The organism is Pseudoalteromonas sp. SG44-5, from assembly GCF_014164175.1.
Taxonomy (GTDB): Bacteria; Pseudomonadota; Gammaproteobacteria; order Enterobacterales; family Alteromonadaceae; genus Pseudoalteromonas; species Pseudoalteromonas nigrifaciens.
On record NZ_JACJES010000009.1, the window covers coordinates 1 to 16,254 of the forward strand.

Annotated in this window: 12 protein-coding genes and 1 tRNA gene; all 13 read right to left on the reverse strand. The window is 43.0% G+C overall.

All coding sequences use genetic code 11. The annotated features are described in order from the left end of the window. Positions 1 to 497 (reverse strand): GTP-binding protein (locus tag H5079_RS10985; protein WP_182677340.1); only part of this gene is annotated, 497 nt, incomplete at its 3' end. Between the two features lie 62 nt (positions 498 to 559). Then, positions 560 to 2,674, reverse strand: a complete 2,115-nt coding sequence (gene fusA, locus H5079_RS10990) for an elongation factor G (RefSeq protein WP_011326943.1) — start codon at positions 2,672 to 2,674, stop codon at positions 560 to 562. 27 nt (positions 2,675 to 2,701) lie between these two features. After that, positions 2,702 to 3,172, reverse strand: a complete 471-nt coding sequence (gene rpsG, locus H5079_RS10995) for a 30S ribosomal protein S7 (protein ID WP_011326942.1) — start codon at positions 3,170 to 3,172, stop codon at positions 2,702 to 2,704. A 98-nt stretch (positions 3,173 to 3,270) separates the two neighbouring features. Next, on the reverse strand, positions 3,271 to 3,645 hold the full coding sequence (gene rpsL, locus H5079_RS11000; RefSeq protein WP_008165517.1) for a 30S ribosomal protein S12: 375 nt from the start codon (positions 3,643 to 3,645) through the stop codon (positions 3,271 to 3,273). 192 nt (positions 3,646 to 3,837) lie between these two features. Further along, positions 3,838 to 8,010 (reverse strand): DNA-directed RNA polymerase subunit beta', encoded by a 4,173-nt coding sequence (gene rpoC / locus H5079_RS11005; RefSeq protein WP_182677336.1) that lies wholly within the window; start codon positions 8,008 to 8,010, stop codon positions 3,838 to 3,840. A 104-nt stretch (positions 8,011 to 8,114) separates the two neighbouring features. Next, positions 8,115 to 12,140: a DNA-directed RNA polymerase subunit beta gene (gene rpoB, locus H5079_RS11010; RefSeq protein WP_086995185.1), complete on the reverse strand. Its 4,026-nt coding sequence runs from the start codon at positions 12,138 to 12,140 to the stop codon at positions 8,115 to 8,117. Positions 12,141 to 12,410: 270 nt separating this feature from the next. Beyond that, positions 12,411 to 12,773 (reverse strand): 50S ribosomal protein L7/L12, encoded by a 363-nt coding sequence (gene rplL, locus H5079_RS11015; protein ID WP_011326939.1) that lies wholly within the window; start codon positions 12,771 to 12,773, stop codon positions 12,411 to 12,413. Between the two features lie 74 nt (positions 12,774 to 12,847). After that, positions 12,848 to 13,342 carry a 50S ribosomal protein L10 gene (gene rplJ, locus H5079_RS11020; RefSeq protein WP_011326938.1) on the reverse strand — a complete coding sequence of 165 codons (495 nt, stop codon included), beginning with the start codon at positions 13,340 to 13,342 and terminating at the stop codon, positions 12,848 to 12,850. 322 nt (positions 13,343 to 13,664) lie between these two features. Next, positions 13,665 to 14,369, reverse strand: coding sequence for a 50S ribosomal protein L1 (gene rplA, locus H5079_RS11025; protein ID WP_011326937.1), 705 nt, complete (start codon positions 14,367 to 14,369; stop codon positions 13,665 to 13,667). Positions 14,370 to 14,373: 4 nt separating this feature from the next. Then, on the reverse strand, positions 14,374 to 14,802 hold the full coding sequence (rplK, locus tag H5079_RS11030) for a 50S ribosomal protein L11 (protein ID WP_011326936.1): 429 nt from the start codon (positions 14,800 to 14,802) through the stop codon (positions 14,374 to 14,376). A gap of 211 nt (positions 14,803 to 15,013) precedes the next feature. Continuing rightward, complete coding sequence (gene nusG, locus H5079_RS11035) at positions 15,014 to 15,571, reverse strand: transcription termination/antitermination protein NusG (RefSeq protein ID WP_011326935.1); 558 nt, start codon at positions 15,569 to 15,571, stop codon at positions 15,014 to 15,016. 4 nt (positions 15,572 to 15,575) lie between these two features. After that, positions 15,576 to 15,953 carry a preprotein translocase subunit SecE gene (gene secE, locus H5079_RS11040; protein WP_011326934.1) on the reverse strand — a complete coding sequence of 126 codons (378 nt, stop codon included), beginning with the start codon at positions 15,951 to 15,953 and terminating at the stop codon, positions 15,576 to 15,578. Positions 15,954 to 16,085: 132 nt separating this feature from the next. Beyond that, positions 16,086 to 16,162 (reverse strand) — tRNA-Trp (locus tag H5079_RS11045). Positions 16,163 to 16,254: the final 92 nt, after the last annotated feature.

Here is a 16,254-nt window from a genome sequence, read left to right on the forward strand (position 1 = left end):
TCACCTGGGAAATCGTATTCTGAAAGAAGTTCACGAACTTCCATTTCTACTAGCTCAAGTAGCTCTTCGTCATCAACCATGTCACATTTGTTCATGAACACGATGATGTAAGGAACGCCAACTTGACGAGAAAGTAGGATGTGCTCACGCGTTTGTGGCATAGGGCCATCAGTCGCAGCAACTACTAAGATAGCGCCATCCATTTGAGCAGCACCAGTGATCATGTTTTTAACATAATCGGCGTGACCAGGACAATCTACGTGTGCGTAGTGACGTGTAGGTGTATCGTATTCAACGTGAGACGTTGAAATAGTGATACCACGTTCGCGCTCTTCTGGAGCGTTATCGATTGATGCGAAATCTTTAGCAACACCGCCGTATACTTTTGCAAGTACGTTAGTGATTGCTGCAGTTAGTGTAGTTTTACCGTGGTCAACGTGGCCGATTGTACCTACGTTTACATGCGGTTTTACGCGTTCAAACTTTGCTTTTGCCATCTTAAAAAATTCCTATAAAGAAATTAAAGTCTAACTCACTATTGAGTTAAACAAGCTAAAAATCATATTACAGCGCGAGCTGAAATTATTGTCTCTGCAACATGTTTCGATGCTTCGGCGTACTTCAAAAACTCCATAGAGTATGAAGCACGACCCTGTGTTGCAGATCGTAAGTCAGTAGCATAACCAAACATTTCAGAAAGGGGAACCTGTGCATTAATTTGCTTCAGTCCACCTAATGCATCTTCCATGCCTTCGATCATGCCGCGGCGACGGTTTAAGTCACCAACTACATCACCCATGTTTGCTTCAGGAGTGAGTACTTCAACCTTCATTACTGGCTCTAAAAGTACCGGGCTCGCTTGCAGCGCGCCTTGCTTCATTGCCAATGAACCTGCTATTTTAAATGCCATTTCATTCGAGTCTACATCATGGAATGAACCATCATATAAAGTCGCTTTAACGCCAAGTAATGGGTAGCCTGCCAGCACACCTTGAGACATTTGCTCTTGGATGCCTTTGTCTACCGCAGGGACGTATTCTTTGGGAATAGAACCACCTACAGTTTCGTTAACGAACTCGTAAATTGGTGCTTCGTCATCCGTAATATCCATCGGTTCAAGTTTAAGCCAGACGTGACCATATTGACCACGACCACCTGATTGACGTATAAACTTACCTTCAACTTTAACAGTTGAACGGATAGCTTCTCGGTATGCAACCTGCGGCTTACCAACGTTACATTCAACACTGAATTCACGTTTCATACGTTCGACGAGGATATCGAGGTGAAGTTCACCCATGCCAGATATTATAATCTGACCCGATTCTTCGTCGGTTTGTACACGAAAAGATGGATCTTCAGCCGCTAGTTTACCCAGCGCGATCCCCATCTTATCTTGGTCAGCGATTGTGCGAGGCTCAACCGCAACAGAGATTACTGGTTCAGGAAATTCCATACGCTCAAGCGTAATAATGGATTTCGGATCACACAGTGTTTCACCTGTTGTTACGTCTTTGAGACCAATAGCCGCCGCGATGTCGCCTGCGAAGACTTCTTTGATCTCTTCACGTGAGTTTGAATGCATCTGTACGATACGACCAAGACGCTCACGCTTACTTTTAACTGGGTTGTATACCGCGTCACCCTGTTTAACAGTACCAGAGTAAACACGGAAAAAAGTTAAGGTGCCAACAAACGGGTCCGTTGCAATTTTAAATGCAAGTGCAGCAAACGGCGCTTTATCATCAGCAGGACGCTCTTCTTCGGTACCATCTTCTAGGATACCTTGAATTTGTTTCACTTGCGTAGGAGCAGGCATGTATTCAACAACGCAATCAAGCACTGCTTGAACACCTTTGTTTTTAAATGCGCTACCACACGTCATAGGAACAATGTCGTTTGCTAATGTACGTTGGCGTAAAGCTTCTTTTATTTCGGCTTCACTTAACTCTTCACCCTCTAAGTATTTATCCATTAGTTCTTCAGTAGCTTCAGCAGCACTTTCAACTAAATGAGAGCGCCATTCATCGGCTAATTCCTGAAGTTCTGCCGGTATTGCCTCATAAGTGAAAGTCATTCCCTGGTCCGCTTCGTTCCAGTTAATAGCTTTCATCTTAATCAGGTCAATAACACCTTTAAAGCCGTCTTCAGCGCCTATTGGCAACTGAATTGGAACAGGCGTTGCTCCAAGACGAGATTTCACCTGGTCAACAACTGCAAAGAAGTCAGCGCCTGTGCGATCCATTTTGTTTACGAAGATCATTCTTGGAACTTCGTATTTGTTCGCTTGACGCCAAACTGTCTCAGTTTGCGGCTGTACACCAGATGAAGCACAAAGAACAACTACCGCACCATCTAATACGCGTAAAGAACGCTCTACTTCGATAGTGAAATCAACGTGTCCTGGAGTATCAATAATATTGATACGATGAGCGTCAAATTGAGCGTCCATCCCTTTCCAGAAACACGTAGTTGCAGCAGAAGTGATTGTGATACCACGCTCTTGTTCCTGCTCCATCCAGTCCATAGTTGCAGCACCATCATGCGTTTCACCGATCTTATGAGAAAGACCTGTGTAAAACAGAATACGTTCTGTTGTGGTGGTTTTGCCTGCATCTACGTGAGCGCAAATACCGATATTACGATAGCGCTCAAGTGGAGTTGTACGTGCCATAAAATCCTCTTAAAGGTTAAGGGCAGATTACCAACGGTAATGAGCGAATGCTTTATTCGCTTCAGCCATACGGTGAACGTCTTCACGTTTCTTAACCGCAGTGCCTTTGTTGTCAGCAGCGTCAACGATTTCTTGAGCTAAACGTAAGCCCATAGATTTTTCGCCACGCTTACGAGCAGCGTCTACTAACCAACGCATACCTAATGCGTTACGACGAACTGGACGTACTTCAACTGGTACTTGGTAAGTTGAACCACCAACACGGCGAGATTTAACTTCTACCTGTGGGCGGATATTATCAAGTGCCGTTTCAAAGATTTCTAGGTGCGACTTGCCTGATTTCTCAGCAGCCACATTTAGCGCACCATAAACGATTTTTTCAGCAGTAGATTTCTTGCCATCTAACATTACGATGTTTACGAATTTCGCAAGAAGCTCCGATCCGAACTTAGGATCTGGAAGAATTTTACGTTGACCTATTACGCGTCTTCTAGGCATTTTGTATCTCCGGTTTATTCAGGTTTGCTCTTATCGAGTCAATAACCCAAAACAATAATTAAAAATATTTAGTGCTTGGCCTTACTAACGGAGAACTATTAGCCTTTAGGGCGTTTAGTACCGTATTTAGAACGAGCTTGGCGACGATCGCTAACGCCTGCACAGTCAAGTGCACCACGAACGGTGTGAAAACGCACACCTGGTAAATCTTTAACACGACCACCACGGATTAGGATTACACTGTGCTCTTGAAGGTTATGACCTTCACCACCAATGTATGAAGTTACTTCGAAACCGTTAGTTAAACGTACACGAGCTACTTTACGTAACGCCGAGTTTGGTTTCTTAGGTGTAGTTGTATATACGCGAGTACATACACCGCGCTTTTGCGGACACGCTTTAAGCGCAGCTGAGTTACTTTTCGTAACCTTGCTACGGCGTGGCTTACGCACTAGCTGGTTAATAGTTGCCATTTAAATAGCTCCTGAAATTAGAATTACTACTGAAAAAATAAAAAATCCGCCCGTTTTTACAAGTTTGTTTTAAACGCACAGGTAAATGGGTGGCGGAATTTTAATGAGCAAAGATTGACCTGTCAACCTAAACCGCTCGCAAGGTAGAAGATATCTACCTTGCGAAAACCTAATCTATTGATTTGGTTTAGTTTATTGATTTCCAGATAAATCCGCATTTAAAGCATCAGTTAGCGCTTGAGTTGCCTCTTCTGCACTTACAGTCTGCTCTTCTACTACATTTCTTTGCTTACGGCGAGCCATACGTTCTTGATGATACGAAAAGCCGGTACCGGCTGGGATCAAACGACCCACTATTACGTTTTCTTTCAGACCGCGTAACTCATCGCTCTTACCATTCACTGCTGCGTCGGTTAAAACACGTGTTGTCTCTTGGAAAGAGGCTGCAGAGATGAAAGATTCTGTTGCTAGTGATGCTTTTGTGATACCCATTAACTGGATTTCAAACTTAGCTGGGATCTTACCTTGAGCTTCAAGGTCGCGGTTTGCGATATTAACGCGTGCCACTTCAATTTGCTCACCGGCTAAGAAGTCAGTATCACCACCGTGCATAATGGTACATTTACGTAACATTTGACGAATAATAGTTTCAATGTGCTTGTCATTGATCTTAACGCCTTGCAAACGGTAAACCTCTTGCACTTCGTTAACAATGTAGTTAGCAACATGAGTCACACCACGTAAGCGTAAGATGTCATGCGGTGATTCTGGACCATCGGCGATAACTTCACCTTTAGACACTCGTTCACCTTCAAACACGTTAAGTTGACGCCATTTAGGGATCATCTCTTCGTAATGATCACCTTCATCTGGAGTAATAACTAAACGCTTCTTACCTTTAGTCTCTTTACCAAAGCTAATTGTACCGGTAACTTCAGCTAAAATAGCTGGTTCTTTCGGTTTACGAGCTTCGAATAAATCGGCTACGCGTGGTAGACCACCCGTGATATCACGAGTTTTCGAACCTTCTTGCGGAATACGTGCTAATACGTCACCTGGGTTTACTGTCGTGCCGTCAATTACTTCAATCGTAGTGAATGAAGGAAGACGTGTTTCTTGTAAGCCGCGCTCTTCACTTTCAATGATAAGCTTAGGTTCTTTCGCATTCGCTTTAGAAAGATCTTTAACAACTATACGGGTTAAACCGGTTAGTTCATCTGTCTGTGTTTCAGTATTCGAGTCATCGATATCGCTGAACGATACTTTTGACTTATGCTCAAGTACGATTGGGTGACTATGCGGGTCCCAAGTAGCAACGATGTCGTTACCTTGAACTTCTGCATTGTCTTGTACTGTTAATACTGCACCGTAAGGTACTTTATAACGCTCTTTTTCACGGCCATAACTATCAATGATAGTAATTTCCGTAGAACGCGAAATAATAGCAATCTTACCGTCTGTATTTAATACGTACTTAGCGTTGTGAAGCTTTAATGTACCGTTAGTTTTAACTTGTACATTATTCTCAGCAGACGCTCTAGATGCCGCACCACCGATGTGGAATGTACGCATCGTTAACTGTGTACCTGGCTCACCAATTGATTGTGCCGCGATAACACCTACTGATTCACCTGCGTTGATGATATGGCCACGTGCTAGGTCACGACCGTAACAGTTAGCACAAACACCAAAGTCATTATCACACGTGATAACAGAACGTACGCGAACTTCATCTACTGAATGCTCTTCTAAAAGGTCACACAGTTTTTCGTCAAGCATAATGTTACGTTCAACAAGTACTGTATTAGTACCTGGAATAACAATATCTTCAGCAACAACACGACCTAGAACACGTTCACGAAGCGCTTCTACAACATCACCACCTTCAATAAGCGGTTTCATTGTTAAGCCATCTTCTGTGCCACAGTCATCTTCATTGATTACCAAATCTTGTGCAACGTCTACTAGACGACGCGTTAGGTAACCAGAGTTAGCTGTTTTAAGTGCTGTATCGGCAAGACCTTTACGCGCACCATGCGTTGAGATGAAGTACTGAAGTACGTTTAGACCTTCACGGAAGTTAGCTGTGATTGGCGTCTCGATGATTGAACCATCTGGACGTGCCATTAGACCACGCATACCCGCCAACTGACGGATCTGAGCAGCACTACCACGAGCACCTGAGTCGGCCATCATAAACACTGAGTTAAATGACGCTTGCTCTACTTCTTCACCTTGTGCATTAATAACTGTGTCTTTCGACAAGTTAGACATCATCTCACGTGATAAGTTTTCATTTACACGTGACCAAATATCGATAACTTTATTGTACTTTTCACCAGCCGTTACAAGACCTGATTGGAATTGTTGGTTGATTTCAGTAACTTCAGCTTCAGCTGCTTCAATGATCTGCGCTTTAACCGGTGGGATAACTAAGTCATCAATACCGATTGAAACACCTGACTTCATTGCATAATGGAAACCGGTGTACATAATTTGGTCAGCAAACATAACTGTGTCTTTAAGACCAAGACGACGGTAACACTCATTAATTAAGCCAGAAATCTGCTTTTTACCTAGCGGCTGATTGATTGACTCATACGGCATGCCTTTTGGTAAAATTAGCGACAGAATTGCACGACCAACAGTTGTATCAATAACAGTGATAGTATCTTCTACTACACCGTTTTCGTTTTTAACTGATTGACTAATACGTACTTTCACAATTGCGTGAAGGTCTGCATTGCCACTACGGTATGCTTTTTCTGCTTCTTTTGGATCTTTAAATATCGCGCCTTCGCCTTTAGCGTTAATACGGTCACGAGTCATGTAATAAAGACCCAATACAACATCCTGTGAAGGAACGATGATTGGCTCACCATTCGCAGGAGATAGAATGTTGTTTGTAGACATCATTAAGGCACGAGCTTCAAGCTGCGCTTCAATTGTTAGCGGTACGTGTACCGCCATTTGGTCACCATCGAAATCGGCGTTGTAGGCCGCACATACTAATGGATGCAAATGAATCGCTTTACCTTCGATAAGCACAGGTTCAAACGCTTGGATACCCAAACGGTGAAGTGTTGGTGCACGGTTAAGTAATACTGGATGTTCACGAATTACTTCGTCAAGCACATCCCATACTTCCGGCATTTCACGTTCAACCATCTTCTTCGCAGCTTTGATTGTCGTAGCCATGCCGCGACGCTCTAATTTGCCATAGATAAATGGTTTGAATAGCTCAAGTGCCATCTTCTTAGGAAGACCACATTGGTGAAGCTTAAGTGTAGGACCCACTGTAATTACAGAACGGCCTGAATAATCCACACGCTTACCAAGTAAGTTCTGACGGAAACGACCTTGCTTACCCTTGATCATATCGGCAAGAGATTTAAGAGGACGTTTGTTAGAACCTGTAATTGCACGACCACGACGACCGTTATCAAGTAGCGCATCTACCGCTTCTTGTAACATACGTTTTTCGTTGCGTACGATAATATCTGGTGCTGCTAAATCTAATAGACGCTTAAGACGGTTATTACGGTTAATAACACGACGGTAAAGGTCATTTAGATCAGACGTCGCAAAACGACCACCGTCTAGTGGTACTAATGGGCGTAGATCAGGTGGCAATACTGGAAGTACTGTCATGATCATCCATTCAGGGTTATTACCTGATTGGTGGAACGATTCCATTAACTTAAGACGTTTAGTGATTTTTTTACGCTTAGTTTCAGAGTTAATTGTTGGTAACTCTTCACGCATTTCAGCAATTAATTGTGCAAGATCGAGTTCACGAAGCAAGTCTAAAACTGCTTCAGCACCCATCTTAGCTTCAAATTCATCACCATGCTCTTCAAGTGCATCTAAGTATTCTTCTTCACCTAATAGCTGACCACGCTCAAGCGTTGTCATACCAGGCTCAGTTACTACGAATGATTCGAAGTAAAGAACACGTTCAATATCACGAAGCGTCATATCTAGCATTAAGCCGATACGTGACGGTAATGATTTTAAAAACCAAATATGCGCAACTGGGCTCGCAAGGTCAATATGACCCATACGATCGCGTCGCACTTTAGTGAGTGTAACTTCAACGCCACACTTCTCACAGATCACACCGCGGTGTTTAAGACGCTTATATTTACCACATAAGCATTCATAATCTTTCACTGGGCCGAAAATACGGGCACAGAATAAGCCATCGCGCTCAGGCTTGAAAGTACGGTAGTTAATAGTCTCAGGTTTCTTTACTTCACCGTATGACCACGAACGAACCATGTCTGGTGAAGCAAGACCAATGCGAATTGCATCGAATTCTTCGGTCTTATTTTGTTGCTTCAGAAACTTAAGTAAGTCTTTCACCTTAGCTCTCCTGTCGGAGTTAATCTTGAGGACGGGTAGTCTCGTCCCTACATTCTATTCGGCCGTAACAGATGCTGCAGCGTTAACTGCAGCATCTAATTGGCTTAATTTTCTTCCAACTCGATGTTGATACCCAGTGAGCGGATTTCTTTTAACAATACGTTAAACGATTCTGGCATACCTGGTTCCATTTTATGGTTACCATCAACGATGTTTTTATACATCTTAGTACGACCGTTCACGTCATCCGATTTCACTGTTAGCATTTCTTGTAGAGTGTAAGCAGCACCGTAAGCTTCAAGTGCCCATACTTCCATCTCACCAAAACGCTGGCCACCGAACTGTGCTTTACCACCCAGCGGCTGCTGAGTAACAAGGCTATAAGAACCAGTAGAACGCGCATGCATTTTGTCATCAACTAAGTGATTCAGTTTCAGCATGTACATGTAACCAACGGTTACTTGACGTTCGAACTGATCGCCAGTACGGCCATCATAAAGTGTAACCTGACCACTTCTTGGGTAGCCCGCAAGCTCTAGCATGTCTTTGATTTCGTTTTCTTTCGCGCCATCAAATGCTGGAGTAGCTATTGGTAAACCACCTTTTAAGTTTTCAGCCAAACGACGAATTTCGTCATCTGTAAAGCTATCAATGTCTACTACTTGACGAGATTCGCCAATTTCGTAGGCTTGCTTGATGAAGGCGCGTAACTCATGCAGCTCACGTTGCTCTTTCATCATTTCTTCAATGCGTTCACCAATACCACGTGCAGCTAGACCCATATGTGTTTCAAGGATCTGACCGATGTTCATACGTGATGGTACACCCAGTGGGTTAAGTACGATATCTACCGTACGACCTTTATCATCGTATGGCATATCTTCTACTGGTACGATAGTCGAGATAACACCTTTGTTACCATGACGACCCGCCATTTTATCACCCGGTTGGATACAACGTTTAACAGCTAGGTATACTTTAACAATCTTAAGTACGCCAGGTGCTAGGTCATCGCCTTGAGTGATTTTACGACGTTTGTTTTCAAACTTCTTATCGTATTCAGCTTTAAGCTCGTCATACTGGGCTGCTAATTGCTCAAGCTCAGCTTGCTTGTCTTCTTCAGCAAGGCTTTGCGTAAGTAGCTTCTCAGCATTTAATAACGCTAATTTGTCTTCATCAAAGCCAGCTGCGATAAGTAACTTACGCGCACGGTCTAATACACCAGCTTCTAGAATACGGAACTCTTCGTTGAAGTCTTTCTTCGCATCGCGAAGCTGCATTTCTTCAACTTCTAACGCACGCTTATCTTTTTCAACACCATCACGGGTGAAAACTTGCACGTCAATTACAGTACCAGTTACAGAATTTGGTACACGTAAAGAGCTGTCTTTAACGTCAGACGCTTTTTCGCCGAAGATAGCTCGTAGTAGCTTCTCTTCAGGAGTTAATTGCGTTTCGCCTTTCGGAGTCACTTTACCTACTAGAATATCGCCGCTTTTAACTTCAGCACCAATATAAACAACGCCTGATTCATCAAGCTTGCCTAGTGCAGATTCGCCCACATTCGGGATATCTGCAGTGATCTCTTCAGAACCTAATTTAGTATCACGGGCAATACACTGTAGTTCTTGAATGTGGATAGTCGTTAGACGATCTTCTTCAACTACGCGCTCTGATAGTAAGATTGAATCCTCGAAGTTATAACCATTCCATGGCATAAATGCCACGCGCAAGTTTTGACCAAGAGCTAAGTCGCCCAAGTCAGTCGAAGGACCATCTGCTAACACATCGCCACGAGTAACCGGTTCGCCAACCATACAAGTTGGTTTTTGGTTAATACATGTATTTTGGTTAGAACGTGTGTATTTGGTTAAGTTGTAAATGTCGATGCCCGCTTCGCCTGGAACGCGTTCTTCTTCATGTACATTAACAACGATGCGACTTGCGTCACAATACATTACTTCACCACCACGTTTTGCAACGATAGTAACACCAGAGTCTTTCGCTAGTGTTAACTCAATACCAGTACCTACTAACGGCTTATCCGCTTTCAATGTTGGTACTGCTTGACGTTGCATGTTTGAACCCATCAATGCACGGTTAGCATCATCGTGTTCTAGGAACGGGATAAGTGCTGCCGCTACAGAGATCACCTGTTGTGGTGATACATCCATATATTGCTGGTCCATACGTCCCATAAAGGTAGATTCACCTTTGTGACGACATGGAATAAGTTCATCTACAAACTCATTGGTTTCGGTTAAGTTTGAGTTCGCCTGTGCGATAACAAACTGACCTTCTTCAATGGCTGATAGGTAATCAACTTCATCAGTTACAACACCGTCTACCACTTTGCGGTAAGGTGTTTCTAAGAAACCATAATCATTCGTACGTGCGTACGTAGATAATGAGTTAATTAGACCGATGTTTGGACCCTCAGGAGTCTCGATTGGACATACGCGACCATAGTGAGTTACGTGAACGTCACGTACTTCAAAGCCTGCGCGCTCACGAGTTAGACCGCCCGGCCCTAATGCAGAAATACGACGTTTATGCGTTACTTCTGATAGCGGGTTATTTTGGTCCATGAACTGTGATAACTGAGACGAGCCGAAGAACTCTTTAACCGCTGCCGAAATAGGCTTAGCGTTAATAAGATCTTGTGGCATTATCGCATCTAGGTCACCTAAGCTTAAACGCTCACGTACAGCACGTTCTACACGCACTAAACCTACACGGAATTGATTCTCAGCCATTTCGCCAACACTACGTATACGACGGTTGCCTAAGTGGTCAATATCATCTACATCGCCAACACCGTTACGAATAGCAATCAATACTTTCATAACCGACACGATGTCTTCTTTGCTTAATGTGCCTGGGCCTGTATCGGTATCGTAACCAACACGGCTATTGAACTTCATACGACCTACCGTTGATAAGTCATAGCGCTCTTCTGAGAAGAACAAGTTCTGGAATAAGGCTTCAGCCGCGTCTTTCGTCGGTGGCTCGCCTGGGCGCATCATGCGATAAATTTCTACTAATGCTTCTAAACGGCTGCTTGAAGAGTCAATGTTCAATGTATTTGACATGTAAGCACCGCTGTCCACTTCATTGATATATAACGTATCAATTTTAGTGTGACCGGCTTTAACCAATTCAGCCATTAATTCAAGCGTTAGCTCGTCATTTGCATTAGCTACAACTTCACCTGTTGACTCATCAACATAGTTTTTCGCTAATACGCGACCAATGATGTACTCATGTGGTACTTCTAATTGCTTAATGCCTTTTTTCTCGATGTTCTTGATATGGCGAGCCGTAACACGACGACCACTTTCAACAAACACTTCACCGTCTTCGCTCTTAATATCAAAAGCGGCGGTTTCACCACGTAAACGTGAAGGTACCAGTTCCATAAGAACTTTACCGTCAGTTACTTCAAACGTAGTGTTGTCGAAGAAAATACCAAGAATGTCTTCACTCGAGTACTCAAGTGCACGTAAGATAATAGACGCCGGTAATTTACGACGACGGTCAATACGTACATATAAGTTATCTTTTGCATCAAATTCAAAGTCTAACCATGAACCACGATATGGGATAACACGTGCGTTATATAACACTTTACCCGATGAGTGAGTTTTACCGCGGTCGTTATCAAAGAATACACCAGGGCTACGGTGTAGCTGAGAAACGATAACACGCTCTGTACCATTGATTACAAAGGTACCGGTATCGGTCATGAGCGGAATTTCGCCCATGTAAACTTCTTGCTCTTTAATGTCTTTAACTGTGCCTGGAGCTTCTTTGTCCATAACTACAAGACGCAATTTCACGCGAAGTGGAGCAGAATAAGTCACACCGCGAATTTGACATTCTTTTACATCGAAAACTGGCTCGCCAATACGATAACTTACGTATTGCAGCTCAGAATTTCCTGAGTAGCTTTTAATTGGGAACACAGAACGGAAGGCTGCTTCCAAACCATGATCGCCATCAGCGTCAGGCACTAAGAATTTTTTAAACGATTCTAACTGTGTAGATAGTAAGAAAGGTATATCCAAAACTTGTGGACGTTTACCAAAATCCTTACGGATACGTTTCTTTTCAGAATAAGAGTAAGCCATGGGGTTCCTCAGCTTGCTGATCTTTGACCCGACCTGTTCTTGTAAGAACAGACTTAACTGGCATCTATGCCAAGATTTACAACATTTGATTGTTGTTCTAATTTAGTCCCACTTTAACACTAGCAAACTATAAAGCGTTGAAAGTAAAGAAAAAACCAGATTTTATTTGAACTAAAAGAGTGCATCACTCTATAGCGCAAAAAGGCCGGTGATTAAATAATCACCAGCCCTTGCCTGATTTCTCAGGCAGCGAACTTAGCAAAAGCTAAATTACTTAACCTCAACTTCAGCACCAGCTTCAGTAAGGTCTTTAGCAAGAGCTTCAGCTTCTTCCTTAGAGATACCTTCTTTAACAGGTGTTGGTGCAGCTTCAACAAGAGCTTTCGCTTCTTTAAGGCCTAGGCCAGTTGCGCTACGAACTGCTTTGATTGCAGAAACCTTGTTAGCGCCAGCGCCAGTAAGGATTACATCAAATTCAGTCTTTTCTTCAACTGCTTCAGCAGCTGGACCAGCTACCATACCAGCAGCAGCAGTTACGCCGAATTTTTCTTCCATTGCTTCGATAAGAGCAACAACGTCCATTACTGACATTTCAGCAATTGCGTCAAGGATTTGGTCTTTAGATACAGACATTTCAAATTTCCTAATAATTAACGGACTTTAAGTCCAAATAAATTTTACACCGAAAGGGATTAAACAGCTTAAAATTAAGCAGCTTGCTCTTCTTTCTGTACACGTACTGCTTCAATTGTTTTACACAATTTACCAGCAGACGCTTCTTTCATAGCGCTCATTAAGCGTGCAACAGCTTCGTCGTATGTAGGTAATGTAGCAAGCATTGCTGCATCAACAACATTTCCTTCAAAAGCGGCCGTTTTAAGCTCAAATTTCTCGTTCTTTTTTGCAAAAGCAGAAAAGATACGCGCAGCAGCACCTGGGTGCTCTGATGAGAAAGCGATTAAGCTTGGACCAACAAATGAATCAGAAAGGCACTCAAACTGTGTTCCTTCAAGAGCACGTTTTGCTAAAGTGTTACGGACAACTTTCATCCAAACACCATTTGCACGAGCTTCTTTACGAAGGGCAGTGATTGCGCCAACTGTTACACCACGAGAATCTGCAACAACTGCAGATAGAGCACCATTGGCTGCTTCGTTGACTTCAGCAACTATTGCTTGTTTGCCTTGAAGATTTAAAGCCATGGGTGTTACTCCTGGTTTAATGGGGTTACCGACACTCGGTGTCCCCTGTTCTACTCTTCCCTATCAAACAAGATAGAGATGCTTTTTACGGCGAGAGCCAGAAGGATTAGGAAAAATCTATCTGGGGTCTACACCGTCTACGTAGGTGAGTATTAAGGCCGAAGCCACCTACGGTCTTGGACGGAAGTCCAATTTATCGCTTTACCCTAAGGTGCAACGAAATTATGGACTTCAACCCGAATTCTTTACTTTGCTGAAAAACGAATTAATCAACAAAATGGCGCGAAATTATAGTACAAATTTCACGCCATGTAAACACCGATTAAGCTACAGTAGTGCTTAACGTGTTTTGGTCAACAGCAACGCCTGCGCCCATTGTTGTAGAGATGCTTACTTTCTTCACGTAAACACCTTTAGCTTGAGAAGGTTTAGCCTTCTTAAGCGCAACAATTAGTGACTCAAGGTTTTGTTGTAATTGCTCAGCAGTGAAATCAACCTTACCAATAGTAGTATGGATGATGCCATTTTTGTCATTACGGTAACGTACTTGACCCGCTTTTGCATTTTTAACTGCTTCAGCAACGTTAGGTGTTACTGTACCAGTCTTAGGGTTTGGCATTAGACCACGTGGGCCTAAGATTTGACCTAGTTGACCAACAACACGCATAGCGTCTGGTGATGCAACAACAACGTCAAAGTTCATCTCGCCTTTTTTAACTAGCTCAGCAAGATCTTCCATACCTACTAATTCTGCACCGGCTTCTTTCGCAGCTTCTGCGTTAGCGCCTTGTGTGAATACTGCAACGCGAACGTCACGACCAGTACCGTTAGGTAATACAGTTGCACCACGAACGTTTTGATCAGATTTACGAGCATCGATACCAAGGTTAACAGCAACGTCAACACTTTCTACAAACTTAGCTGTCGCTAACTCTTTTAAAAGCGCGATCGCTTCGTTGATTTCGTAATCTTTAGTTACTTCCACTTTTTCGCGGATAGTACGCATACGTTTAGTTAATTTAGCCATATTCTTAGTCCTCTACGCTCAAGCCCATCGCACGAGCAGATCCTGCGATAGTGCGAACCGCAGCTTCTAAATCAGAAGCTGTAAGGTCAGCTCGTTTAGTCTCAACAATCTCTTCAAGTTGAGCACGAGTTACTGTGCCTACTTTTTCAGTGTTAGGACGGCCTGAGCCTGATTTAACGCCAGCTGCTTTAAGTAGCAAGTATGCTGCAGGTGGAGTTTTCATGTCGAACGTAAAAGAACGGTCACCGTAAACAGAGATCACTACAGGAACTGGAGCGCCTTTTTCGATAGACTCTGTACGTGCGTTAAACGCTTTACAGAATTCCATGATGTTTACACCGTGTTGACCTAGTGCAGGACCTACTGGTGGACTAGGATTAGCCATACCAGCATTAACTTGTAGCTTGATTAGAGCTTCAACTTTTTTAGCCATTATAAATACCTCATTAAGTGGGTCTCAGCCTTGTGCGCGCGAGGACGCGTACTCTAACGGCTCCCCAATATAAAAAATTGTTTCGTACTTTTTGTAGCGTAAAATTAATTTACCCAAATACAAAAAGGCCGCTGATTATAAGTTAATCAGCGGCCTTTTTCAAGCTTCGTGCCAAATTTTATAAAAAATTTAGCATCACTTTTTTAATCAATTACTTATCTTGTTCAACTTGACCAAATTCAAGTTCAACCGGTGTAGAACGACCAAAAATAAGTACCGACACTTTAACGCGGCTCTTTTCGTAGTCAACTTCTTCAACAACACCGCTAAAGTCAGCAAATGGACCGTCAGTAACACGAACAACTTCACCTGGTTCAAATAAGGTAGCAGGTTTAGGTGCTTCAGCATTTTCTTGTAAACGATTAAGAATACGCTCAGCTTCTTTGGCACTAATTGGTGCAGGACGATCAGACGTACCACCAATAAAGCCCATAACACGTTCTGTGCTATTAACTAAATGCCAGCTTTTATCGTTCATATCCATTTGAATTAGTACGTAACCTGGGAAGAACTTACGCTCAGATTTACGCTTTTGACCAGCGCGCATCTCAATCACTTCTTCTGTTGGTACTAATACCTCACCAAAGCTCTCTTCAAGGCCTTTGATTTTAATGTGTTCTAAAATAGTTTGTGCAACACGCTTCTCATAACCTGAGAAAGCCTGTACTACGTACCAACGTAGCTTTATTTCGTTGTTCTCATCCGACATGGGATCAGATCTCCAATCCAGTTAAAAAGCCTACAGCGCGGAATAAAATGCCATCTAATCCCCAAAGGATAAGTGCCATTATCGCTGTTGCAACCATTACAATTAATGTCGTGTGGATAGTTTCTTGACGCGTTGGCCAAATTACTTTGCGCACTTCAATTCTTGCTTCTTTAGCAAAAGTAAGGAAAGTACGTCCTTTAGCTGTTTGCGAGGCAATTGCTAAACCAGCTGCTATTGCAACTACAACGCCAATCGCACGTAGTAATACAGACTGATCTGCAAACATGTGATTACCAACAACTGCGCCTGCAAGTAGCACTATTGCTACTAACCACTTTACTGACTCCATCGCACTTGATGGCGTTTCTACATTCGTGCTCATAATATTATTACCTTAACTACAGACACAACAACCCTACGCTATGGTAGGGTTAATCCATTAAAATCTAAACTTAAAAACAGACTTATTTAAACCGATTTTTAACCCCAGACTTACCCGCATCGCGAGTAATATTGGCAGGGGCGGAGAGATTCGAACTCCCAACCGTCGGTTTTGGAGACCGCTGTTCTACCAATTGGAACTACGCCCCTGCAAAGTGGATGCCTATTATACTTACGCAGTTCATTAACACAAGAGTAAAGATTGTCATCTGATAAAATCTTCACCGTTAATTTACACACCG

Bases quoted from the DNA above. Each gene is read 5' to 3' on its own strand.
- fusA (WP_011326943.1), bottom strand. From the start codon at position 2,674: ATGGCACGTACAACTCCACTTGAGCGCTATCGTAATATCGGTATTTGC.
- rpsG (WP_011326942.1), bottom strand. From the start codon at position 3,172: ATGCCTAGAAGACGCGTAATAGGTCAACGTAAAATTCTTCCAGATCCT.
- rpsL (WP_008165517.1), bottom strand. From the start codon at position 3,645: ATGGCAACTATTAACCAGCTAGTGCGTAAGCCACGCCGTAGCAAGGTT.
- rpoB (WP_086995185.1), bottom strand. From the start codon at position 12,140: ATGGCTTACTCTTATTCTGAAAAGAAACGTATCCGTAAGGATTTTGGT.
- rplL (WP_011326939.1), bottom strand. From the start codon at position 12,773: ATGTCTGTATCTAAAGACCAAATCCTTGACGCAATTGCTGAAATGTCA.
- rplJ (WP_011326938.1), bottom strand. From the start codon at position 13,342: ATGGCTTTAAATCTTCAAGGCAAACAAGCAATAGTTGCTGAAGTCAAC.
- rplA (WP_011326937.1), bottom strand. From the start codon at position 14,369: ATGGCTAAATTAACTAAACGTATGCGTACTATCCGCGAAAAAGTGGAA.
- rplK (WP_011326936.1), bottom strand. From the start codon at position 14,802: ATGGCTAAAAAAGTTGAAGCTCTAATCAAGCTACAAGTTAATGCTGGT.
- nusG (WP_011326935.1), bottom strand. From the start codon at position 15,571: ATGTCGGATGAGAACAACGAAATAAAGCTACGTTGGTACGTAGTACAG.
- secE (WP_011326934.1), bottom strand. From the start codon at position 15,953: ATGAGCACGAATGTAGAAACGCCATCAAGTGCGATGGAGTCAGTAAAG.